This is a genomic window from Acinetobacter sp. BIGb0102 (genome assembly GCF_003815055.1).
Taxonomy (GTDB): domain Bacteria; phylum Pseudomonadota; class Gammaproteobacteria; order Pseudomonadales; family Moraxellaceae; genus Acinetobacter; species Acinetobacter vivianii.
The window spans coordinates 42,535-64,390 of record NZ_RKQE01000013.1; the positions used below are offsets into that span (position 1 = coordinate 42,535).

Genomic DNA, 21,856 nt, shown 5'->3' on the forward strand with positions numbered 1-21,856 from the left:
TGCTGCTCTTCTCCTGATGCTGCGCCTCGCGCGCGTATAAATTTTTTGCCTACATTTTTAGGCACTCGATCCCCAAATTCGCTTTAAATTAATTCTTATAGACACCATATATATTTGTAGCACGTTGCCTTTTATTTGACTCAGCAACCATGCTACGACAAGGAGTTATCTCATGATGTTGGCTGACCCAAGCAAAAAATACCGCCGTATGTACCAACGCGTCGATTTACCAGATCGCCAATGGCCAAATAATGAAATCAATCAAGCGCCAATCTGGATGAGTACTGACCTTCGTGACGGTAATCAGGCAATTTTTGAACCGATGAACATGGATCAAAAATTAAAAATGTTCAAAATGTTGGTCAAGATTGGCTTTAAACATATTGAAATTGGTTTCCCTTCTGCCTCTCAAATTGACTTCGATTTCGCCCGTATGCTAATCGAAGAAAATTTGATCCCTAATGATGTGTATATCGAAGTATTGGTGCAAGCACGTGATCACTTGATTGAACGTACTTTTGAGGCATTAGTCGGTGCAGAACGTGCCATCGTGCATATCTACAACTCAAACTCTCCAACATTCCGTAAGAAAGTTTTGAATGTTGATGCCAATGGCTCAAAGCAGCTTGCAATTAATGCAGCAACTAAAGTCAAAGAATATGCAGCGCAATACCCTGCAACAGAATGGATTTTCCAATACAGTCCTGAATGTTTCTCTGCAACAGAATTAGAAGTTGCCAAAGAAGTTTGCGATGCTGTGACTGAGATTTGGGAAGCGTCTCCGACCAATAAAGTCATCTTGAACTTGCCTGCAACCGTGGAAGTTTCAACGCCAAATGTCTATGCCGATCAAATCGAATGGATGCACCGTAACTTGGCGCGTCGTGATGGCGTGATTATTTCTGTGCATTGTCACAATGACCGTGGTTGCGGTATCGCAGCGTCTGAGTTAGCAATTATGGCTGGTGCTGACCGAGTTGAAGGCTGTGTGTTTGGTAATGGTGAACGTACGGGTAATGTTGACGTTGCTGCAATTGCCTTGAACATGTATACCCAAGGTGTTGCACCAAACTTGGACTTCTCCAATATCAATGAAGTCATTGCAACAGTTGAAGAATGTACTGGTTTACCTGTGCATCCTCGTCATCCATATGCTGGTGATTTAGTCTTTACCGCGTTCTCTGGTTCACATCAGGATGCGATTAAGAAAGGCTTCGAATTCCAGAAAAACGAAGAAATCTGGGATATGCCTTATTTACCAATCGATCCTAAAGATTTAGGTCGTGACTATGATGCTGTGATCCGTGTGAATAGCCAATCTGGTAAAGGCGGTATTGCTTACTTGTTAGAATCGAATTACAACGTTGCCTTGCCACGTCGTGTTCAAATCGAATTCAGCCAGATCGTACAGCAACATACCGATGAAAATGGTACTGAAATCAGCGCCCATGAAATCTGGTCTTTATTCGAAAAAACCTACGTGGATGTAAAAAACAGTCATTATCACACCAAGCATTATCAATTGTCGGATATTAATGGTACACAAATCATTGAATTAGACGTTGAAATTGACGGCGAAATTCAACGCCTACGCGGTGAAGGCAATGGTCCGATCTCAGCCATGTTGAATGCTTTACAGTTACCAATTGATGTTGTGAACTATGAGGAGCGTAGCATCAGTTCAGGTGCCAATGCCAAAGCCCTTGCCTTGATTGAACTTCAAGTGAAAGGTACAGGTAAGAGTGCCTTCGGTGCTGGCGTACATGACAACATTGTGACCTCATCAATTGAAGCCATTATTGCATGTACCAACCGTTTGATTGAGCAAGGTGTGTTGACCACAGATCAGGTGGCTGCTGCAGCCGTTTAGATGAGTGAAATATCACATAATCGTCAGTAAAGCTGAGTTGTAATATCAGAAAAAATGACTTTTGAAAGGATACCTGAATTGGTATCCTTTTAGTTTCATTGAGATTGAATATAATTTCTCGTTTAAACTCAGATACTCGGAAATGTCATCCACAACCTGCGTGGTGCTTGTAAGATGCTCTTTCTGCGATAGAATGAGAAAAATGCAAGAAATGAACAGGTTTTGTGGTGAGCTGCGGTTATAGCAGCGCAAGAGGCCTTTGCTTACTTTGGGCGAAACCAAAGTAAGTCTAACTGAAAGTTTATCCTAGAACTGGATAACAACTCGGCAGGACTCCGTTATTAAAACCAATGATTTCAAGTAACGAGAGATTCAATTGAACTCTGTTTATTGATTCAAACTTTATATAAGGCGAACGATTCCAGTGTCTTTTCCATCGGATTCAGTGGGTTTAGTCACACCACAAAAGTTTCAATTTGAACAACCTCTAGAACTTGAATGTGGTCGAGTATTACCACGTTTTGATTTAATGGTTGAAACCTATGGAACACTCAATGCAGATAAATCAAATGCTATTCTGATTTGTCATGCACTCTCAGGACATCACCATGCCGCAGGCTACCATCATGAAGATGATAAAAAAGCTGGCTGGTGGGATAGCTGTATTGGCCCTGGAAAAGCAATTGATACCGACCATTTCTTTGTTGTTTCATTAAATAATATCGGGGGCTGTAGTGGCTCTACAGGACCAACCTCACCCAACCCTGAAAATGAAAATCGTCCTTATGGTCCAGACTTTCCACTGGTTACCGTGCGCGACTGGGTCAAAACCCAAGCCATGCTTTCTGACCGACTCGGTGTTGAGGTTTGGTATTCTGTGATTGGTGGTTCTTTAGGGGGCATGCAAGCCTTGCAATGGTCACTAGACTATCCTGATCGCCTAAAAAAATGTGCCGTTATTGCCAGCGCACCAAAATTATCAGCTCAAAATATTGCCTTTAACGAAGTTGCACGCCAATCAATCCTGTCAGACCCAGACTTTCATCATGGACGTTATCTGGAAAATGACAGCTATCCAAAACGTGGCCTGATTCTGGCACGTATGGTAGGTCATATCACCTACTTGTCTGAAGAAGCCATGAAGCAAAAATTTGGTCGTGACCTCAAGTCAGGCAAATTTATGTATGGTTTCGATGTCGAATTTCAGGTTGAAAGCTATTTGCGTTACCAAGGTGAACAATTCAGTCGCAATTTCGATGCAAATACTTACTTGATTATGACCAAGGCACTGGATTATTTTGACCCTTCCCGTGAATATGAGCATTCTTTAACAAAGGCCATGAGTAAGCCGAAATGCCAATTTTTGGTGATTTCATTTACCACGGACTGGCGTTTTAGTCCAAGTCGTTCGCAGGAACTGGTGGATGCGTTAATTGATAATCATAAGCCTGTCAGCTACTTGGATATTGATGCTGAACAAGGCCATGACTCTTTCTTGTTCCCTATTCCACTCTATGTGAAAACACTACGGGCATTTTTAGGTGGAGAACAACAGTTGAAATCGACACGACAGGAGCAGCACTGATGCGTATAGATCAACAACTCGCCGAAAAATGGATTAACCCGAACTCTAGCGTGTTAGACTTAGGCTGTGGTGATGGTGAATTGCTGGCTCATATGAGCAAACAGCACAATATTCGTGCCTATGGGCTAGAAATTGATCAAGAAAAGATTGCAATTGCCATCAGTCGGGGGTTAAATATTATCCAACAGGACTTGAACCTTGGTTTAAGTCGCTTTGCCGACCAGTCTTTTGACTCTGTGGTTATGGCACAAGCTTTGCAAGCTGTAGATGCACCTGATGTATTACTTCGTGATATGGTGCGTGTCGGCAAACAGGCGATTATTACTTTTCCAAACTTTGCGCATTGGAAGACGCGTTCTTTTCTTGCATTGAAAGGGAAAATGCCTGTTTCGGAAGCTTTACCTTATATGTGGTATAACACCCCGAATATTCATTTATGTACTTTCCGCGATTTTGAAGCCTTGTGTGCTGAGAACCGGATTAAAATTATTAATCGACTTGCCGTTAATGGTGACCAACAAGGTAGTATGCTCAGTAAGCATATGCCGAACCTATTTGGTGAAGTCGCAATTTATCGAGTGAGCGCTCTATGAAAAAGACATTAATCAGCACATTTTTATTTGGTCTGATCAGTATACAAGCGCACGCTGACTATGTTGCTCAACCACAATCGGTAGCAACACAGGCAGCGCGATATTCAGTGATGGATATCAATGGTTTACAAAGCGCAGCGAAATCTGGTCAGGCTGGGGCACAGTTTTATTTGGCAACCCGTTACCAGTACGGTAAAGACGTTGCTAAAGATGAGAAACAGGCATTTGCTTTATTCAAGGCCGCAGCGGATCAAGGTTTATCTGCAGCACAGTTGAATGTTGGCCGTATGTATGCCGATGGTATTGGTACCAAGAAAGATGAAGCTTTAGCGCGTCGTTATTTCGAGAAAGCGGCAAGTAATGGTGATAACCGTGCCAGCTTTAATCTTGCAATGATGGAAGAGCAAAAGAAAAACTATATGGGTGCTTATCAGTGGTATGAGCTTTCAACCCGTGATGGCATGCTCGATACCAAAGTGATCAAACTTTCTGAAGGTAAAAAAACTGCTTTGGCAGCTAACCTGACTCAAGATCAGATCCGTACTGCACGTGACCGTGCTGATAAATGGATTCAAGCGCAATAATCTGTTTTATATGTATTGAGCGTAATAAAAAACCGACTTGTGAAAGTCGGTTTTTTATTACGATAATCTTGGTCAATATCAAATAAAAACCCTCAGGCTAATTTGCTGCTAAGTCAATAAGTATAAAGAAGAGAAATTTAATGCTTAATAGAAATGAATTTAAACTTTCAATTTATATAAGTATTTTCTTTATAGTGAGTGGCATCATTATATTTCAGATGCTAAAACCATTCTTTTTTGATCATTCTCAAATATTAACTTTCTCGATTCAAATTACTTCTTATAAAAATGGCTATACCCAAAGCGATTTCATGAAAGAGTTAGAAAAGTTAAATTCAACTGCTTATGCGACATATGAGTCTGATTACTTTTTCCCATTTATCACGACCCATCTACAACGTGAAACGATCTTAATGCTACCAGTATTCAGAAAAAATACAGATACAGAAATCAGTGAAACATCATCAAAGCCAAATAATCAGTTTCATTTTCAGCTCCCTTTTCATTCCCAAAAGCATTTTTATCCCATCGCGTATATCAGCCTCAATTTTCCTTCAATTTTTGGAAGTATTACTTTTGATTGCAAAAGCAAGCACCCTCAAAAGACATCTTTGATTGAAACAGAAAACTATACCGCCCAAATCATTTTTAATCGGAAAAAATGCTCTATTCATTCATATTCATAATTCAGCTATTTCATTCTAGAAATACGTTAAAATACGCAAAATTTAGATAGGTTTAACTCATGTCTACCCAATCATGGCTCAACCAAGGCAGTCTTGTTCTTGCAAGTAACAATAAAGGCAAAGTTGTCGAATTTGAACACCTCTTTCAGCAACTCAACCTTCCTGTTGAAATCATTCCTCAAGGCAAACTGGATATTGAAGATGCGATCGAAGACGGTCTCAGCTTTGTTGAAAATGCCATTATCAAAGCACGCCATGCCTCTAAACTTTCGGGCAAACCAGCCCTCGCAGATGACTCTGGACTTTGTGTTCCAATTCTAGGTGGTGCACCAGGCATCTACTCTGCACGTTATGCAGGCGAACACGGCAATGATGCTGCCAACAACCAAAAACTGTTAGCCGATCTCGCACCCTTCCGTAAAGATGGCGAAGTGATTGAAGGCATGTTTGTTTGCGTACTCGCGCTCGTTACTCATACAGAAGATCCACTTCCACAAATTTTCCAAGGCATTTGGAAAGGTGAGATTTTAGAGGCAGCTCGTGGCGAAAATGGCTTTGGTTATGACCCTTTATTTTGGCTACCTGAACTCAATGTTTCGAGTGCTGAACTGAGCAAGGCAGAGAAAAATAAGATCAGCCATCGTGGGCAAGCAATGCAGCTGTTTAAAGCAAGTCTAGTTTAAAATACTAAAGTGCCCTCCTAAATGAGGGCACTTTTTACATGCAATAAAATGCCATACACAATAATAACCAAACAGCTCATCATTGTTCCGGCCGCAATATATCGGGCTGAAACACCAGTACCCTGATAATGCGTTTCTAAAGCCACAATATTGGCGGCTGGTGGCAAACAGAATAAGAAGAATAAAACTGGGAGCAATAACTTAAGTTGGGAAATCGGAATCAAATAATAAGTCATGGCACAGATCAGCACACCACACAATAATTTCAACATCAGCGTACGCGTACTTAAAAGTAGATCTGCAAAATGTACCCGAGTATGCCTCAGCCACATTCCTAAAATACACATGCCAGCAAAGCTCATCCCAAACTTGGCAATCTCATATATCCCTTCTAATAGCATATTTCCTTCTAGGCGCTGAACTCCTAGAAGCCACAAGATAAAGGCAATCAATAAGGCAAGTACAGGCGGTGACTTTATAACTTTATGCAGCGTCGCGAGATGATTCGTCGGTCCTTCTGAAACGGCAGCAACTGCCCAGATATTACCAAATAATGAACCACCGATATATAGCGCAATCATGGCAGCGCTGACCTGTTCACCAAATAAGGCAATGGCAAATGGAAAGCCTAACCAGCCGATATTGCTATAGCTAAAACACAGCGCTTGTAAACGATCTTTTGAATAATAAGCAAATAAATAAAACAGAATAATGGAAGAGAGAAAACTAAACAGAATCAGCGCAAAACTTCCTGCCTGATAAAACACCATATTGTAAATAATCACAACTGGAATAAATAACCGCGCCAATAAGGATGACAAGACTTTCTTACACTTCTCTGCAAGCTCAAATTGAGCAAGCAACAAGCCGAAAATGAAGGCACTGAGCGGAAGAATAAAAGTCATGTTATCTAATTTTGATCGCTTATTTGGCAGCTGTATATGCTAGCACTGTTTTGGGTTGTGCCGATGTTTGTCTTAAAACTGCAATATAAGTGTCACATCTTTGTCACGCCTAGCTGTTGAGATATATCCAAAGTTTTATAGGAATAAAGTTATGGCTGGTTTATCGATTTGGCATGTGCTGATTTTTGCAATTGTGGTGATTCTACTTTTCGGTACATCGAAGCTTAAGAACTTAGGTAAAGATGTCGGTGGCGCGGTTAAAGACTTCAAAAAATCGATGAAAGAAGATGAAGTTGCAGCACCTTTAAATGAACCTCGCACCATTGATGCTCAAGTTAAAAATACTGAAAGCTCGGTAAAAAGCTAAGCGAGTACGACTATGCTGAATATTGGAATGTCCGAACTTTTTGTGTTCGGCATTATCGCTTTACTCGTGCTTGGGCCAGATAAGCTGCCAGAAGCAGCTCGTTTTGCTGGTAAGTGGTATGCAAAAATAAAACGTATGATCAGCAATGTTCAGAATGATATTGATCGTGAACTTCGTCTTTCGGAGCTACGAGAACAGATGCAGCAGGAAATGCAGCGAATCACTGAGCTAGAACAAAAAATGCAGGCTCAAATCGCCGAGTTAGAACAGCAAAAAAATATCAGTTTAGAAGCAGAAACTGCAACGCAACTGCAAAAAACAATACAACATCCACATTATCATTATTTAACGGCGACACGATCTTCAGTCTATCTTACACAGCATGTCACGTTCACTGACCCAATTCCTCAAATCGATCCAACTCTCTCGATTCCTGAATTAAAGGTGGCCGTATGAGTGCACCCACAACATCTCAACTTCCTCATTCAAACTTGAATGACAACGAGCAAGACATTCCGCTGGAAGAGATGCCAATCACCAAGCATTTGATGATTCTTCGCCAACATCTCTTTAAGATTGTTGGAATATTACTACTTTTATTCTTTTGTTTATTGCCTTTTGCCAATCGCACTTATCAACTACTTTCAGAGCCTTTAAGAGCACAACTGCCTGCAAGCTCATCGATGATTGCCACAGATGTAACTGCAACATTCATGGCGCCATTTAAACTGAATTTTTTTGTGGCCTTGATGCTGGCAATGCCTTTTATCATTTACCAGATCTGGTCTTTTGCAAAACCTGCGTTATATGAAAAAGAAAAAAGTCTGGCCATTCCCCTATTACTGAGCAGTATTACCTTATTTTATACAGGGATTGCTTTTGCTTATTTCATTGCACTCCCTTCAATTCTGCATTTCTTTATTAGCGTATCGCCTGAAACTGTTGCACCAATGACAGATATTAATAGCTATCTGGCATTTTGCTTAAAGCTATTTCTTGTCTTTGGTTTAACCTTTGAAATTCCAGTAATTACCCTTCTGCTCATTCTGATTGGTGTCGTCAGTACACAAAGTCTGATTGAGAAAAGACGCTTTATTGTCGTGGGTTGTTTCTTTATTGCCATGTTTGTTACACCGCCCGATGCAATTTCGATGATCATGCTCGCTGTTCCTATGTGGCTCTTATTTGAGTTGGGCTTATTCTTCGGAAAAATAATCGAAAAAAGAAAAACAGCATAAGTAAAACTAAATTTAAAAACAGGTCTCAGACCTGTTTTTTTATTGTCATTTATCCATTGATTTTTCACAAATCTGTCATACAAGTGTCAATGCTTCGTCACATTAAAACACTAAGTTTATGGGGGGCAAACTTTTAGAACAACTGTCATTATTTAGGAATTTTCCATGACCGAGCTATCGCCATATCATGAAGATCAAGAGTTGGACAACAATACATCTGACAACATCCATTTCAGAGATATTCTAGAACAACATATTAGCCGTCGTAGCTTAATTAGCAAAACGGCAAGCGGGGCTGTTGCATTAACACTTGCATCAACATTAACAGGCTGTAATGACGACGATAATTCAAATAATAATGGAACGCCAACGACACCGACCAATCCAGATAAAAAACCAGAAAAATTAACATTTAATGCGGTTGCAAAAAACCTAAATGATATCGTAACGGTTCCTGAAGGCTATCAAGCCACTGTTTTATATGCTTTGGGTGATTCAATTAACCCTGCTTATCCTGAGTGGGATGACAACAACATTCCTTCTGGCCCAAGCTTCCAGTTCCGCTCAGGTGACTGCCATGACGGTATGCACTTTTTTGGCCTGAATGCAGCAACACAACGTTTCGACGAAAGTGTATCTGATCGTGGTTTATTGGTCATGAACCATGAATACATCAACCCAACCTTCTTACATCCTAAAGGCCCAACCAAAGTTGATGGTCGTCGTCCAGAAGATGAAGTCATTCGTGAAGTAAATGCACACGGCGTGTCAGTCATAGAAATTAAAAAAGACCAAACCACCCAGAAAGTCGAAGTTGTTAAAAATTCGGTTTTCAACCGTCGTATCACTGGTTCTACCGTGATGGATTTTGCGGGCGTTGCAGCTGGTTCAACGTTACTGGCAACAGGATATTCTCCTGCTGGCCGTCAAACACGTGGTACCCACAATAACTGTGGTAATGGTTATACACCGTGGGGCACATACCTGACGACTGAAGAAAACTTTATCGGTTATTTTGTTCGTAGTACTGGCGATGATGCGTTGCGCCGTCCAGAAGAAATCATTGCTTTAAAACGTTATGGTTTAAAAGCTGGCTCAAGCTCACGCTACGCATGGGAAACAGCAAAAGGCGGTGTAGAGTCACAAGATTTATATGACCGCTGGAATGCAGATGTAAAAACGGATACAGCAAGCTCAGACTACCGTAATGGCCCAAATACATTTGGCTGGATGGTTGAAATTGATCCGTTTGATGGTCGCCAAAACCCAGTGAAACGTACTTCTTTAGGCCGTTTCGCTCATGAAGATAGCGCATGCCGTGCAGTTGCAGGCCAACCACTTGCCTTCTATATGGGTGATGACTCACGCGGTGAATATATCTATAAATTTGTATCTGATGCGAAATGGGATACGAAAGATGTAAATGGCGGTTACCGTGCTGGCGACAAATACATGAATGCTGGCAAACTTTATGTTGCCAAGTTCAATAACGATGGTTCAGGTCAATGGATCGAATTAAGTTATGGAAAAAATGGATTAGATCAAAGCAACACCGTTTATCCATTTAGCTCACAGGCAGATGTTGTTACATTTGCGCGTTTAGCAGCAGATTCTGTTGGCGCAACCAAAATGGACCGTCCAGAATGGTGTACGGTAAATCCAGAAAATGGCGAAATCTACGTCACTTTAACCAATAACTCGAACCGCGGTTCAAGCTATCCAACAGATGCAGCTAACCCACGTGCTTACGAAGACCTTTATAACAACGAAAAAGTTCAAAAGGGCAACGTAAATGGTCATATTATCCGTTTCCGCGAAACGGGTGACCTGACCACGGCTGAAAGCTTCAAATGGGATATTTACTTATTTGGTGCAGAAGCATCAATGGCGTCAAATATCAATCTTTCAGGTTTGACAGATAATAACGATTTATCTAGCCCAGATGGTATGTGGTTTGACCCGCGTGGTGTGCTTTGGATTCAAACTGATGACGGTGCTTATACAGATGTAACCAACTGTATGATGTTAGCTGCATTACCGGGTCAGATTGGTGATGGTGTTAAAGCCACAACATCAAATGGCACAGAGACACTCGTTGGGAAAAAAGTAACTGATGATACACTCCGTCGCTTCCTGACTGGGCCAAAAGAGTGTGAGATTACAGGTATTGCGATGACACCAGATTACAAAGCCATTTTCATTAATGTGCAACATCCGGGTGAAGACTCAGCGGACTATGCAACACCAAATAGTCACTGGCCTGCAACACAAACCAATCCAAGTGATACAACTGCTCGCCCACGTTCAGCGACAGTCGTCATCACACGTAAAGATGGCGGTGTAATCGCAGGTTAATCCCTCGATCCATTCAAAAATGCCGACTCTATGTCGGCATTTTTTTATTTCTATTACTTTTTTAAATCAAAGCGTTCAGCCAAATGAACACGACTATTTATTAATCGCCAAAATCCGCATAATCTTTATTTTTGAACTTACTGTAGTTTTTCCATGGCTCGACAATATTTACCTGTTGGATATTTGCTTTAAGCGTGTCATAACGCTTGCCATCGAGACTACGTATATCCACTTTTTTAGCAATATTGTTGCGATTATCCCATTCAATACTCATTTTATTTCTTTTATTTTTAGATTCATACCAAGTGCTATTATTATCCTTTTTAATGACAGTCATATTCTTTAAGGTATTCGGATCAATTAGAGAATAAACACATTTCCAGCAGCTACTCAAACCTAGCATTTCAATATCTGCATCTTGTAAATGTACGACAGTTTTATCCTCGGTTAAAATTAATTTCAGTTCTGGTTGTTTTTTATTATTGATAAAGTAATGCTGAGCTGCTTCAGCTAAATCTAAGTGCTTGTGTCCATGCTCATGTGGTTTATGAGTATGTTGTTTGGGTAGTACCCTTTCGATCCAGATATTTTGATTATTACGATACATCCGCTCTTGAAACACGCTGGTACGTGTCACACCATCATTACCAATTGTTTGGGTCTCACGTGTAATCGTGGCACTCAATAAAGGTGCTGCATGCAAAGATGTTATCCCTAACGTAAGTAATATTGAACCAATCACAAGACGCATATTATTTCCTACATAAAAAAACCTCAGCTGATATTAGCTGAGGTTCCTTGCAATATTATGAAAATCAAAGCATTATTTAAAACCTAATGCTTCTTTTAGCTTACTGAAAACCCAAGTATTATCACGCGTCCCTCTAAATAGAGAAGAGCCTGCTCCTTCGGCAAATAGCATCACATCACCACCACCATGCGTTTCTGACCCAGGACCACCCAGTTTTACCCCAACTTCCTGCAAATAATCATCTGCGGCTGCTTCAGCATCTGTAATATCAATACGTGATGCTAGTCGTGGTCCGCCACCATTACCAAATACAAGCGTTGTAGAGGTTTTTCCATTTACATCAAGGCTAGGCGCATGTCTTTTGCCATCTTCTAAAACGCGTGCTCTCGTATCTGTAGGCTTCGCTTCCTGATAACTATAGCTTAATCCTAAAATACCTGGATTGGTTGGAGTCGTTTTGCCTGTACGTGCAGTATAGCCATTAAAAGTCATTGTATGATCATGGTCAGCAGTTACGACAATTAACGTATTCTTAAGTTCAGGATCTGTTTTTTTCAGTTTATCAATTGCTGTCTTAATTGCATTATCGAAAGCAATAGTATCCTGCAAAGCACGTTTCGCATTGGTGCCATGTAAAGCATGGTCAATACGTCCACCCTCAACCATCAGGAAGAATCCTTTATCCCCGCTCTGTGCCTGTAACATATCAATTGACTTCGCTGTCATTTCAGCCAGACTTGGTTCATTTGGCGCACGCCCATTGATGCGGTCAAGATCATAAGCAAGATGTGATCTGTCTGTATATAAACCAATATATTTTTTGTTTAAAGGAGCAGTAGCCATATCTGCTTTGGTTGACCCAATCGTATAGCCTTTTGCGCTTAGTTCACCCAATAAGTTACGACCATCAATCCGACCTCTTGAATTATTATCGGCATGGTATGGCGTAAAGTGATTACGTCCTCCACCCATCAATACATCAACACCATCTAAAAGCTTATTATTATATCCCTCACCACCCGGAATAAGCTGGCGTGCAATCTCATATTTGGCATCACGATGACAAACATGCGCAAATGTTGCTGCTGGTGTGGCATGAGTTAATTCAGTTGTTGTGATAGCCCCAACTTTCATGCCATTTGCTTTAGCTAGCTCTAAAATAGTCTCTGCAGGTCTGCCCGCCGCAATACTAGAGCCTGGTGTAGGACAATTATTGACTGCACCAGAGACTCGCGTTCCATCAGCCGCACGGCCAGAACTAGGGCTCACAGGAACTGTACCAGGTGTCATACCAATCACTGCATTCCGTGTTTTTTGTCCCGTCATATAGGCAGCCATAGAAGGCGCACTATCTGTCGTCTGACCATCTTCTGAATAGGTTTTGATACGCGCTGTACGGCGTAAAGTATCCATGGTTAATTTACCAGCTTCACCATAACCATAAATACGGCTTGCTGTAATGACGGTTGGCCCCATACCATCTCCTAAAAAGAAAATGACATTCTTGGCTTCACCCGCAGCTTGTACGCCAGTACTTGTAGCAATTAATGCAACCATTAGAGCGGAAGCTTTCAGACTTAACGAACCTGATTTAAATTGTTTTAGCATTATGTTTCTCCAGTTCTTGATGATTTACAGGCCAATGGCTTTACGAATTAAGCCAAACACTTCGATATTTTCTAAGCTTCCATAGAAATTATCCGAGCCTGCACCTACAGCACCAAGAAACACATCTGTACCACCATGAGTTTCGCTATCATTAAAGCCTGTTTGAATCACCGCTTCTTGCTGGAAATCATCCGCAGCAGTACCTGTACACCAACCCGCTTGAGTTAAATCAGTGCCACGACTGTCTATATATTTCCCAGCAGGTCCTGCCACTGGGTTACAGATATCACTATCCGTTAATGCGCCACGCGCCTCTATACGGTTATTATCTAGACGTTTTTTACCCGTACCAAAGCTAATAATTGGATACGGCGTGCCATTTTCATCTCTTGCATAGCCAGAAGAACTATCATCTTTAACAAGACCTAACACACTGGTCTCACTACCTTTTACATATTTTCCAGTACGTTTCGCATAACCATTTAAAATCATGGTGTGGTCATGGTCAGCAGTGACAACGATCAGTGTATTTTTCAATTCAGGATCAGTTTGTTTAACTTTATCAATTGCAGCTTTAATTGCATCATCCAGCGCAACTGTATCCTGCAATGCACGCTTGGCATTGGTGTCATGTAAAGCATGGTCAATACGACCACCTTCAACCATCAAAAAGAAGCTCTTATTTTTAGCTTGTAAAATATCAATTGCCTTGATTGTCATATCTGCAAGGCTTGGTTCATCAATCTTCTTATTAATACGGTCTAAATCATAATTCATATGACTGACGTTAAATAAACCTAACAGTTTCTTGGTCTTCGCTGGATCAATTTTTGCAAGATCACTTCCCTTAGAAACAAAGCTATAACCCTGATCTTGCATTTCTTTCACCAGATCACGTCCATCAGCACGCTTTCCTCCATTAGCGGCTGTTGGCTTAAACTGACGTAGACCACCACCTAACACTACATCGACGCCATCTTTTAATTTAGCGTTATATGCACCCCAGCCGCTACCTTTACCGCCAGGTACGAGTTGTGCAGCAATATCATTTTCTGCATCGCGGTGACAAACGTGGGCATAAGTTGTTGCTGGTGTTGCGTGAGTCACTCGCGTTGTGGTGACAATACCTGTTCCCATGCCTTGTGCTTTGGCTAACTCAAGTAATGTTTCAACTGGCTTTTTATTTTTATTTTCAGCCACATCATCACATGTACTTGTACCTTCTGCGGTTGGAGGTGAAGCAATCGTACCAGTTTGCATAGAGATGACTTCATTTTTCATTTTTACGCCAGTCATATATGCAGCCATCGATGGCGCACTATCTGTTACCTGTCCATCTTCAGAAAAAGTACGTACAAAAGCTGTTTCTGGTAAGGTATCAATCGTTAAATCACCCTCCTCTCCAACAGAGTAAATACGAGATGCCGTGAGGGTTGTAATCCCCATACCATCTCCTAAAAAGAAAATCACATTTTTAGCTGTAGGTTCCGTAACTGTTTCAGTTTTTTCATTCTTATTATCTTTACAAGCGGCTAAACCACCACTCAAAACTGTCAATAAACTAATCGCTAATAGCTTTTTGGAAAAGCTCAGCTTTGTTAAAAACATAAACTATCCTCTTTGGACAAAATTTAAGAGGCTAAACCATAGCAATCTAGAGTGACCCTTTTATTTCACCTTCATGACAATTCCATTACATCTTGTTGTTTTATTTAGGGGTTTAGGTTTATAAATTAACTTTCAGTTCAACAATCTCACCCTGCTCTTCTCCTTGCTGAGATTTTTCCAGCCATTGCCATTGTGTTGGCGTAAGTCTTAAAAAGTTAGAGCATCGCGTTCCGTATACTGGACTCTGGATAAAGGTTGAAGACAATAAAGCTTCCATTTCGGTACTGATGCCTGTGTCAGGTAATAAATCTGGAATGACTTTGCGCTCATCCTCCAAAATATCCCAAGCCGCATGTCTGAGTTCAGACTCCAAAATCTGAGGTTGTTGCAACATTGGTAAAAATTCTTGAGTAAAGCGCTTGCGCAAATGTCTGGTCTTTTGCCAATCTTCGGACATCAGACCATTTGACACTACGTATACCCCATTCGCCAGCACCTGAGGTGCCTCCCCACGGTTACTCATGTAAACCGCCTGTTCCCGATCTCCAACAAATAAATTAAACCCCGCATAATTCTGCTGTTGATGCTCCAATTGCTGTGCAAAACGAATCGGTGCCAGATCACTTTCCAGAAAAGATTGAATCAGATGCCCACGTGATGTTGTATAGGATTGCTGATCCCGACCATTTCGGAAATTGGTCAGGATGGCCCATCGCCCTGATGCAGTTACACCCATCCATGTACCGCCTGACTGTAAGTCCTGCCCAGCCACAATCACATGATTTGGCCACTGATGTAGGCTTGCACTGGGACGGTGATAGAATTCATCACGATTTGAAAGTAAGCATAATGGCATCTCATCCAGCACATGCCATGCGAAAGCAACAATACACATTGATTTGGTTCTCACATCTTTACACATTGAATGTACAACATTTTTCACATCATTCCGCTACAATCTGATCAAAACTTAATTTCAAATTCTAAATTGAGGAACAGCAATGCTGACCTATCCAAATATTGATCCAGTTGCGCTGAGCTTAGGACCAGTCAAGGTGCACTGGTATGGACTCATGTATCTCTTGGCTTTTCTATGTGCTTGGGGTTTAGCATCGTATCGGGCTAAACAACGTGATGGCTGGACAGCCGATATGGTTTCAGATCTAGTCTTTTACGGAGCGCTGGGCGTTGTGCTGGGTGGTCGTGTAGGCTATGTGCTGTTTTATGAGTTCGGTAAGTTTCTGGAAAATCCACTCTGGTTATTTCAAGTTTGGACAGGTGGCATGAGCTTCCACGGTGGTTTTCTGGGTGTCATGATTGCAATGTTGTTCTGGTGTAAAAAATACCAGAAAACATGGTTTCAAACCTTGGACTTTATCGCACCATGTGTACCAACAGGTTTAATGTTTGGACGTTTTGGTAACTTTATCGGTGGGGAGCTCTACGGTCGTCAGGTTCAAGATCCAAACTATCCTTTCGGGATGATTTTTCCGACGGATCCATTGGGTCTGGTACGCCATCCATCACAAATCTATCAAGCCATCTGTGAAGGGCTGATCCTATTTATCGTGCTGTGGTGGTTTAGTTCTAAGCCACGTCCACGTATGGCGGTTTCTGCATTGTTCCTGACTGGATATGGTGTCGCACGCTTCTTTATGGAATTCTTCCGTCAACCCGATGCAGACCAAGGCTTTATCTTGTTTGGCTGGATGACTAAAGGTCAGATCCTCAGTTTCCCAATGATCATCATTGGTCTGTGGATGATCTGGTATGCCTATCGTCGAAACATCTACGACTGGCAGTTAAAGAAATAACAGAATGGGAGCTTAGGCTCCCATTTTTTTGCTCTTTATAAAATACGAATAAAAAGCGTATAGTGATTTTATAAAATAACGATTCCCAACGAGCGAAGGTGATGTCAGATCACAGTTCAGGTTTTAAAATCCACCAACTCGTTTTATCACGATCACCCTTACACTTGAATCGGGAGATTGTGACAGAAATAGAAAAAAGACTTGGCCTTTCATTCCTTAATGAAGATCAGCCGCATCGGGTTTGTTTTGCCAATCAAAATGCTGAACTGCAAGACGCCTATAAACAGGTTTTCAGTGCAACCGACCTGCTTGATTATGTTTATGCCATGTTGATCTCAGAACAAGGCAATCTCGATAATATCTCTCTGCTCAGTGAAAATCAGAGCTTGATTGCCTATCCAACCGATCCTCTACAATTTTGGCAATTGGTTCGAATCGGACAAAATTACCGTCGTTCGATGCATTAAAGTTTTCCAGCCAGTGCTTTTACAACTTCACCCAAACGTTTACCTTGTGCTTCACACAAAACCTTTTCATCTTGACTCAGGCTTTGGTCATGGCGTGGTCCGCTGACATGACTCGCACCATACGGCGTTCCACCAGTTTTGGTATTCGACAATGCTGGAATTGAGTTCGGTAAGCCCAAGATCATCATGCCGTGATGAAACAACGGTAGCAGCATCGTCAATAAAGTACTTTCCTGCCCGCCATGCATTGAACCTGAAGAGGTGAAGACACATGCAGGTTTATTATGCAAAGCACCATTCAACCATAAGCTGGTGGTTTGATCCCAAAAGTACTTCATTTCGCTGGCCATATTGCCAAAACGGGTCGGTGAACCCAACGCTAAACCTGAGCAATGCGTCAGATCATCCAGACTACAATAAATGTCACCATCTTCTGGAATACTGGCCTCAGCCTGAGTTACCACCGTCGCCAAATTGGGCACGGTTCGGATGCGTGCAGTCACACCCGCAGCTTCAATTCCATCGGCAATGAGGTGTGCCATTTGCTTAGTTGAACCATATTTACTGTAATAAAGAACAAGAACGTAAGGTTGCATCACTTTCAAGAATTTTGTTAAAAAGAACACTATACGACATTTTATACATTTTAGGCTGTTACAAGTCCTGTGCTTTCACAGGATTTTTATTAAAAATAATTAGGATAGAACCCATGATCTTACACCGTTATCTAAAAAAACTGCCTTTTTTAGAAAAAACATGGTTTCAATTTATTGTGTTTGTGTTACGACGTTTTGAAGCTGACCGCTGTCGGGAACAAGCAGGAGGACTGACCTATACCACCCTGTTTGCAGTCGTACCAATGTTGACTGTTTTTCTGGTGATTATCTCCTCTATTAAAGCCTTAGAACCAGCTCGGCAACAGCTACAACAACTGATTTACAGTAACTTTTTACCCAAAAGCACCATTGCCTTTGATAAGGCCTTAAATGCATTTACCGAGAAATCCAGTAACCTCACAGTGATTGGTGTGCTGTTCCTGTTTGTCACTACAGTGCTGATGCTGACCTCTATTGAGAATGTATTTAACCGGATCTGGCGAGTGAAAGAGACCCGTACTGGTCTGGTTGGTTTTATGCGTTACTGGACCATTATTTCACTGGGGCCGATCGTATTAGGCAGTGCTTTTGTACTGTCTTCCACAGTCGCTTCGATGAGTATTCTCAGCAATAATTTTGCAGGCTATCAGCTGGATGGTGCATTCCTGCTCTGGCTGATCTCGTTTTTACTGACTATTGTTGGCTTCTTCATTTTATACTGGACCATTCCCAACCGTATTGTCCCAGTATTTTCAGCCTTTATTGCGGCCTGTTTTAGTGCGACGGTATTTGAGGTTTTAAAACGTTTTTTTGGCTGGGTCATGAGCAACTTCACCAGCTATGAAATTGTCTATGGTGCATTTGCTGCGGTGCCAATTTTCCTGCTCTGGATTTACCTGTCCTGGAATATTATTTTACTGGGTGTGGAAATCAGTTATGCCCTCACCGCATTCCATTCTGGAAAAGAACAGAAACGCCATCCAATCTTGATGTTACTCGACATTCTGGAACTGTTTTATAAGAAGCAACAGATTGGACAAAGTGTCAGTGAGAAAGAGCTGTTGAATATTATTGGGCGTGGTGAATTAGGTCGTTTACCTGCTTATATCCTGCAACTGGAACAGCAAAACCTGATTATGCGTACCGATAAAGATGAATATGTACTGGTTCGTAATTTAGCGCAGGTTGATTTCTGGAGCTTCTTCACTGCCCTTCCTTATCCATTGCCATTACGTAATGATGTTGAGCATATTCACCAAGATGATGAATGGATGGAACGACTCGGCCCATCCCTGATTGAAAGTAATGATTATTTAGCTGCCAAGCTCTCTATTCCGCTTTCCACCATCTTTGAACAAAAATAGTCAAAAGGCCTCAATCGAGGCCTTTTTTATTTCCTGAGCCAGCCTTACAAACTGACCACCACAATTCCAAGTAACACCAGCGCTGAACCAATCACAAAATTCAGTTCAATTCTTTCACCCAGCAACCACACACCAAAGGCCATGCCAAATAACGGGGTCAGAAAGGAAAAAACGCCCAGTCTGGAAGCCAGATAATTGCGTAATAACCAGAACCACGCCAGAAAACTGGCAAAGGATACAATCAAGGTATGAAAGGCCAAGCTGCCGATCACCAGCGGGGTAAAATGAATCGTGGCTTGTCCAAGGAATATAGCCAAGCCAAACAATAGAACAAAACTACCAGCCAGTTGATAGAACAAGGTTTGCGTGACGGCAGCTTGTGCCAGAGAAGATAAACGCACCGTAATTGTGGTTGCAGCCCAAGCAATACTTGCTGCAAGCGCCAGCAAATCTCCCCATAACATTTGCTGTTCTAACTGCGTTGCACCCTGATTTTCTCGCATGAAAGTGACCACAATCCCTAGAAAAGCAATAGCAATACCGACCCACTGCAACACACTTAAACGCTCGGAAGGAAGCTTCCAGTGCAGCCCCAAAGCCACAAAGATCGGTGCGGTATACAACAGTACCACCGCATGAGATGCAGACGTCCATTGCAAAGCTTGCGCCAGCAGAAAGAACTCTAACGAAAACAGAAAAGCGACCAATGCGCCTGCTTTGAGATTCTGACGATTGAATAACTGACTGGCTTTATCCAGATATAACAAAGGCAACAACAGAACAGCAGCCAAACCTGAACGTAATGCAATCTGCATTAAGGGCGAAATATCGGGAGCTGCCATTTTTAAAATGACTTGTTGTAAGCCCCAGATCATACACAGTACGATCATCAGACCGGATGCAGTTGCATCTAATGCTTTGCGCTCATCCATAGCACGCTCCCAATTCTATAATTTGAGAACCAATATAAGACTGTCAGATTTTCATGATATAGTGAAAATCTGACAAGACATGCGTGTTTTCGGGCAATTCTCATCTTATGAAAAAGTCAGCACAAAGGATTCAGGATTTTCAGGCGATTCCGACCTACAATGATATTCCTGCGCCGTTATGGTTAAGCGTTCGGGATGCGCCCGCAGAGACTTTTTATCCTAAACACGCACATGCCTGGGGTGAGTTTATTTATGCTTTTGATGGCGTACTTGAAGTCAATATTGAGCAAATCAATTACCTTACGCCTCCACCTTATGGCATCTGGCTACCGCCACATTTGCAACATAGTGGGATTAACCGTAATGATGTGACCTATTGTACGCTTTATATCCATGAGTCTTTATGCCAACGGATGCCGCAACAGGCTGGGATTTTACTGTCCGCACCGCTGGTTTCTGCGCTGCTGGAACATATTCGTCATCATTCATTTTCAGAACAAGACCCAGAATATATACGCCTCCTTCATGTTTTACTGGACACGTTAACGCATGCCGAACTTGTCGGTAGTTATTTGCCTACCACTCAACATCCCGCACTGGCGAAGATCCTGACCCATTTACATGAATTTCCTGCCGATAACAGTACCCTTGAACAACTCGCACACATGATCAATATGACCGAACGAACATTAGCGCGTTATAGCCAAAAAGAATTGGGGATGTCACTGCATGAGTGGCGACAACGTTTAAAAGTCATGAAAGCCATGTCGATGCTGAATCAGGGCAAAACCATTGAGAGTATTGCCCTAGATCTAGGCTATGCCAGCTCATCAGCTTTTATTTATATGTTTAAACGCTGGATGCATTTCACGCCCGATCAGTTTCGCAAGCTCTATCAAGGTCGTTAGATCAAGGTAGATCAAAACGTTTTAAATTGTCCTGTTCGTAAGGTGCATCTTCAGCTGGATAACGTAACTTTGTCTGACCTTTTTGCTTCGCCAATGACCAGATCAAACTTTCTCCAGCAGGCAAAATATCAGGATGTTGCTGATACAAAGGATCGGTATAAGCTTGCTCAGTCTCAATCCATTGCCAACCTTGTTTTTCGAACGCTTCAATCACGTCATTCAAAAATGCAGCATTAATTGCATTTACATGGAGTAGCAACACATGCTTTGGAGAATAGCCAATCGTTTCAACAGCCAGCTGATCATAATAGGCAGCCCGATCGAGTAAATGGGCAATATACGCTTGTTTTAATCTTTCAAGTTGAGCTGTATTTTTCTGTTTTTGATAAGACAAATATTTCAGATTATAAAACCAGTCACTGGCATCAATACTTACCGCACCTGACTGATAGCCCTGCTGTTTTAAGTATTGGGCAACGCTATCCCGCTTTTCCTGAGTATTGCCTTCTTTTAAGAAGGGATAACGATATCTAGCCACCCAACCTGGTAAAGGACGAAAAACCTGCTCCGCACGCTGAATACCCGCAATGTACTGCTGACTAGAGATTTGGTCTTTATTTAAATTGAGATGTAATTCGCTATGATTACCAATCCGATGGCCTTGCCTACCCCACTCCTTGACCAACTGTAAGCCAGCATAATCCCCAATTTTAATCACACTTGGGTAAATCATACTTTTGAGCTGATGCTGTTTAAGCTGTTGTAAAATTTGCTGATTAATCTGAATCGCTTGCGCATTCAGATCAGGATTTACGCCATCATCAAAACTGAATGCAAGCTGTTTCGCATGGCTGATGCTGGTCATTAAAAAGAGTGCGACATATAGCCAAGTTTTCATTCTATTTTTCTCATTGTTAAAAAATGGCGCTGATATTTTCATAG

General features: G+C 41.7%; 22 protein-coding genes. 14 read left to right on the forward strand and 8 right to left on the reverse strand.

Annotated elements, in window-relative coordinates; all coding sequences use genetic code 11:
• The first annotated feature begins 172 nt into the window (after positions 1 to 172).
• From leuA to rdgB, 6 genes are all read left to right on the forward strand, one after another.
• The gene (gene leuA / locus EC846_RS11425; protein WP_123775243.1) at positions 173 to 1,870 is read left to right on the forward strand and encodes a 2-isopropylmalate synthase; all 1,698 of its coding nucleotides are present in this window, start codon (positions 173 to 175) and stop codon (positions 1,868 to 1,870) included.
• Positions 1,871 to 2,294: 424 nt separating this feature from the next.
• Positions 2,295 to 3,455: a homoserine O-succinyltransferase MetX gene (metX, locus tag EC846_RS11430; RefSeq protein WP_069576775.1), complete on the forward strand. Its 1,161-nt coding sequence runs from the start codon at positions 2,295 to 2,297 to the stop codon at positions 3,453 to 3,455.
• Positions 3,455 to 4,048, forward strand: coding sequence for a methionine biosynthesis protein MetW (gene metW, locus EC846_RS11435; protein WP_004775800.1), 594 nt, complete (start codon positions 3,455 to 3,457; stop codon positions 4,046 to 4,048). Before metX ends, metW begins: the two co-directional genes overlap by 1 nt.
• The gene (locus EC846_RS11440) at positions 4,045 to 4,632 is read left to right on the forward strand and encodes a tetratricopeptide repeat protein (RefSeq protein ID WP_004775802.1); all 588 of its coding nucleotides are present in this window, start codon (positions 4,045 to 4,047) and stop codon (positions 4,630 to 4,632) included. The genes metW and EC846_RS11440 overlap by 4 nt, the downstream gene beginning before the upstream one ends.
• 140 nt (positions 4,633 to 4,772) lie before the next feature.
• On the forward strand, positions 4,773 to 5,318 hold the full coding sequence (locus EC846_RS11445; RefSeq protein WP_123775244.1) for a hypothetical protein: 546 nt from the start codon (positions 4,773 to 4,775) through the stop codon (positions 5,316 to 5,318).
• 59 nt (positions 5,319 to 5,377) lie between these two features.
• Complete coding sequence (gene rdgB / locus EC846_RS11450) at positions 5,378 to 6,001, forward strand: RdgB/HAM1 family non-canonical purine NTP pyrophosphatase (RefSeq protein WP_123775245.1); 624 nt, start codon at positions 5,378 to 5,380, stop codon at positions 5,999 to 6,001.
• 17 nt (positions 6,002 to 6,018) lie between these two features.
• On the opposite strand, the gene EC846_RS11455 is transcribed toward rdgB, so the two are convergent.
• Complete coding sequence (locus EC846_RS11455; RefSeq protein ID WP_123775246.1) at positions 6,019 to 6,906, reverse strand: permease; 888 nt, start codon at positions 6,904 to 6,906, stop codon at positions 6,019 to 6,021.
• Positions 6,907 to 7,057: 151 nt separating this feature from the next.
• Here EC846_RS11455 and tatA point away from each other — a divergent pair, with 151 nt between their 5' ends.
• From tatA to EC846_RS11475, 4 genes are all read left to right on the forward strand, one after another.
• On the forward strand, positions 7,058 to 7,273 hold the full coding sequence (tatA, locus tag EC846_RS11460) for a Sec-independent protein translocase subunit TatA (protein WP_004775807.1): 216 nt from the start codon (positions 7,058 to 7,060) through the stop codon (positions 7,271 to 7,273).
• 12 nt (positions 7,274 to 7,285) lie between these two features.
• Positions 7,286 to 7,729 (forward strand): Sec-independent protein translocase protein TatB, encoded by a 444-nt coding sequence (gene tatB / locus EC846_RS11465; protein WP_123775247.1) that lies wholly within the window; start codon positions 7,286 to 7,288, stop codon positions 7,727 to 7,729.
• The gene (tatC, locus tag EC846_RS11470) at positions 7,726 to 8,511 is read left to right on the forward strand and encodes a twin-arginine translocase subunit TatC (RefSeq protein WP_123775248.1); all 786 of its coding nucleotides are present in this window, start codon (positions 7,726 to 7,728) and stop codon (positions 8,509 to 8,511) included. The genes tatB and tatC overlap by 4 nt, the downstream gene beginning before the upstream one ends.
• 165 nt (positions 8,512 to 8,676) lie before the next feature.
• Positions 8,677 to 10,866, forward strand: a complete 2,190-nt coding sequence (locus EC846_RS11475) for a PhoX family protein (protein ID WP_123775249.1) — start codon at positions 8,677 to 8,679, stop codon at positions 10,864 to 10,866.
• Positions 10,867 to 10,966: 100 nt separating this feature from the next.
• Here the strand turns inward: EC846_RS11475 and EC846_RS11480 are convergent, their stop codons facing one another.
• From EC846_RS11480 to EC846_RS11495, 4 genes are all read right to left on the reverse strand, one after another.
• The gene (locus tag EC846_RS11480) at positions 10,967 to 11,617 is read right to left on the reverse strand and encodes a hypothetical protein (RefSeq protein ID WP_123775250.1); all 651 of its coding nucleotides are present in this window, start codon (positions 11,615 to 11,617) and stop codon (positions 10,967 to 10,969) included.
• Positions 11,618 to 11,689: 72 nt separating this feature from the next.
• A complete protein-coding gene (locus EC846_RS11485) occupies positions 11,690 to 13,225 on the reverse strand; it encodes an alkaline phosphatase (protein WP_123775251.1) in 1,536 nt (511 codons plus the stop codon).
• Between the two features lie 24 nt (positions 13,226 to 13,249).
• Complete coding sequence (locus EC846_RS11490) at positions 13,250 to 14,833, reverse strand: alkaline phosphatase (protein WP_123775252.1); 1,584 nt, start codon at positions 14,831 to 14,833, stop codon at positions 13,250 to 13,252.
• A gap of 118 nt (positions 14,834 to 14,951) precedes the next feature.
• Complete coding sequence (locus tag EC846_RS11495; protein WP_123775444.1) at positions 14,952 to 15,728, reverse strand: NRDE family protein; 777 nt, start codon at positions 15,726 to 15,728, stop codon at positions 14,952 to 14,954.
• Between the two features lie 106 nt (positions 15,729 to 15,834).
• Between EC846_RS11495 and lgt the strand changes: the two genes are divergently transcribed.
• Positions 15,835 to 16,647, forward strand: coding sequence for a prolipoprotein diacylglyceryl transferase (lgt, locus tag EC846_RS11500; protein ID WP_004775818.1), 813 nt, complete (start codon positions 15,835 to 15,837; stop codon positions 16,645 to 16,647).
• A 101-nt stretch (positions 16,648 to 16,748) separates the two neighbouring features.
• Entirely contained in the window at positions 16,749 to 17,114 is a 366-nt protein-coding gene (locus EC846_RS11505) for a hypothetical protein (RefSeq protein WP_123775253.1), read from the forward strand.
• On the opposite strand, the gene wrbA is transcribed toward EC846_RS11505, so the two are convergent.
• Positions 17,111 to 17,710 (reverse strand): NAD(P)H:quinone oxidoreductase, encoded by a 600-nt coding sequence (wrbA, locus tag EC846_RS11510; protein WP_123775254.1) that lies wholly within the window; start codon positions 17,708 to 17,710, stop codon positions 17,111 to 17,113. The two genes, EC846_RS11505 and wrbA, sit on opposite strands and share 4 nt — an antisense overlap.
• Positions 17,711 to 17,823: 113 nt before the next feature.
• On the opposite strand from wrbA, the gene EC846_RS11515 reads away from it, so the two are divergent.
• Complete coding sequence (locus EC846_RS11515) at positions 17,824 to 19,074, forward strand: YihY family inner membrane protein (protein ID WP_062847833.1); 1,251 nt, start codon at positions 17,824 to 17,826, stop codon at positions 19,072 to 19,074.
• Positions 19,075 to 19,118: 44 nt separating this feature from the next.
• On the opposite strand, the gene EC846_RS11520 is transcribed toward EC846_RS11515, so the two are convergent.
• Positions 19,119 to 20,006 carry a DMT family transporter gene (locus EC846_RS11520; RefSeq protein WP_123775255.1) on the reverse strand — a complete coding sequence of 296 codons (888 nt, stop codon included), beginning with the start codon at positions 20,004 to 20,006 and terminating at the stop codon, positions 19,119 to 19,121.
• Positions 20,007 to 20,113: 107 nt separating this feature from the next.
• Here EC846_RS11520 and EC846_RS11525 point away from each other — a divergent pair, with 107 nt between their 5' ends.
• Entirely contained in the window at positions 20,114 to 20,914 is an 801-nt protein-coding gene (locus EC846_RS11525) for an AraC family transcriptional regulator (protein ID WP_005259769.1), read from the forward strand.
• A gap of 1 nt (position 20,915) precedes the next feature.
• On the opposite strand, the gene EC846_RS11530 is transcribed toward EC846_RS11525, so the two are convergent.
• Positions 20,916 to 21,812 carry a polysaccharide deacetylase family protein gene (locus tag EC846_RS11530; RefSeq protein ID WP_123775256.1) on the reverse strand — a complete coding sequence of 299 codons (897 nt, stop codon included), beginning with the start codon at positions 21,810 to 21,812 and terminating at the stop codon, positions 20,916 to 20,918.
• Positions 21,813 to 21,856 lie beyond the last annotated feature (44 nt).